Annotated in this window: 2 protein-coding genes; one reads left to right on the top strand and one right to left on the bottom strand. The window is 52.4% G+C overall.

All coding sequences use genetic code 11. The features are described from left to right. Positions 1-125: 125 nt before the first annotated feature. The gene (locus tag HMPREF3066_RS07800) at positions 126-764 is read right to left on the bottom strand and encodes a hypothetical protein (protein WP_070441833.1); all 639 of its coding nucleotides are present in this window, start codon (positions 762-764) and stop codon (positions 126-128) included. 222 nt (positions 765-986) lie between these two features. On the opposite strand from HMPREF3066_RS07800, the gene HMPREF3066_RS07795 reads away from it, so the two are divergent. Beyond that, the gene (locus tag HMPREF3066_RS07795; RefSeq protein WP_039406304.1) at positions 987-1,514 is read left to right on the top strand and encodes a hypothetical protein; all 528 of its coding nucleotides are present in this window, start codon (positions 987-989) and stop codon (positions 1,512-1,514) included. The last annotated feature ends 193 nt before the right edge of the window (positions 1,515-1,707 follow it).

The raw sequence follows: 1,707 nt of genomic DNA, 5'->3' as shown, positions 1-1,707 counted from the left end.
ATGTCCAACTTTTGGGGTGCAGTTCAAACTTGGAAACGGGTTTTCAGACGACCTTTTCGCAATATGCCGTGTCGTCATGCGGAATGTGGGGCGATGGCTTGCCGGGGCGGGTTATTGCCTGATGCTCAATACAGCAGTTTTTTGCGGGGTATTTCAATTATACCGACCTGTTTCAGCAGGCTGACGTCCAAATCCGTCTGCGAGGTACAGGCATCGCCGAAAACGTTTTCACAGTCGGCGTCCACGCGGACGATTCCGCCGAATTCTCCTGATTTGGCAAGGGTGTGGATGTCGGCGAAAATACCTGCGTAAATTTCGTCTGCCGCCAGCATGTCCGCTCCTTCGGCAAATACCGGCAGCCGTGCCAGCGCGGCGGCGACAGCCGAAGCGGAAGGGTAGTCAGAAATAGCGGTGGCTTTCAGGCGGATGTTTTTCGCCATGCCTTTGCCGTGATTGCGGATAACGAAGGCAATCATGCCGGGTTTGTCTTCTACCGGGCGGATGGCGGCATGCAGGACGGGGTGGACGCTTTCACGCTGCATCAGTTTTTCCCGATGCTGCATTTCGCTTTTTGCCTTGATTCTGACCGAGGCGACAGCCCACGCAAGCCAAACCAGCGCGATGGCGGCAAATGCCGTGATGACAGGGGTAAGGTCGGCGAGATAGTCTTGGGGGTTAAACCAGACGCAGGCGGTTAGAAAACCGGCAAAAAACATCAAAATGTATAAAGCCGGTGCAAAACGGCTGAGGACGGATGCGTGCATAAAGATTCCTGTCGGTGGCAGAATAAGGTCGTCTGAAAGCGCTGTGCGGTATTGTCTTAAGACAATATAATTGTAACGTAAACCATATGGTTTAACACGCCCGAATAACGAACGGCATAATCGGAAGAGGGACGGCGACGCTATTGCCTCCCGCCGCCCGCTGCTTTACCATAAGCCGCTTTCGGTAAAAATGCCGCCACCACTTCCCATCACACAACTGCCATGAAAAAACTGATCACCTCGTTGCCTATTTTCATTGTTTTGGCCGACATGGTTTACGGCTTTGTCCTCAATATCTCGCAAGGGCTTAATTTGCAGCAAAGCACGCCTTCTGACGGCGGACTTGCCGTTACCCCCGACATTGCGTTCAACAGCCTGCAAATTATTGCCAACGGCGGCATGATGGTTATTATCGGCTTCGGACTGCTGACTCTGCTCCAACTTAACGGTACGGTTTTAAAACGCCGTATCCTGCCCATCGGCATTTTCCGCACGTTGGGGCTGCTGGCGGTATTGGCATTCAGCGTGCCGTCGCTGTGGGAATGGGGCAATGCGCTGATTTCCGCTGCGGCAGGGCATCCCGTGTTCAATTTCGGTAACCCGCGCTATTTGGTCAGCGCATTTTGTATGCCGCTGCTTGCCTTATTGTGTCTGAAGCGGCTGTACGATTGGTACAGGCTGCACCGGTTGCCGCAGGCGGATACAGCCGTGCCTGCCGCATCACAGGAACTGGATAGAAAGGTCGTCTGAAAATCCTTTTTCGGTTTTTCAGACGACCGGTTTTCATAGGTTTAGGGAGATAAAGAATATCGGAAAATAGCAAGGGAAAGATACTTAAACCTAATGATATATAACGTGAATTTGAGATAAGGCTCTCTTTGCCTGATGGCGGACTGTGCGTCGCAGACCCATCGAGACCTTTGCAAAATTCCCCAAAATCCCC

Source organism: Neisseria sp. HMSC03D10, from assembly GCF_001807625.1.
GTDB classification, from domain to species: Bacteria; Pseudomonadota; Gammaproteobacteria; order Burkholderiales; family Neisseriaceae; genus Neisseria; species Neisseria mucosa.
Note: the sequence above shows the minus strand (reverse complement) of the source record. Positions and strands in the feature narration are given on the sequence as shown.

Coding starts and splice junctions, on each gene's coding strand:
- HMPREF3066_RS07800 (WP_070441833.1), bottom strand. CDS start 764: ATGCACGCATCCGTCCTCAGCCGTTTTGCACCGGCTTTATACATTTTG.
- HMPREF3066_RS07795 (WP_039406304.1), top strand. CDS start 987: ATGAAAAAACTGATCACCTCGTTGCCTATTTTCATTGTTTTGGCCGAC.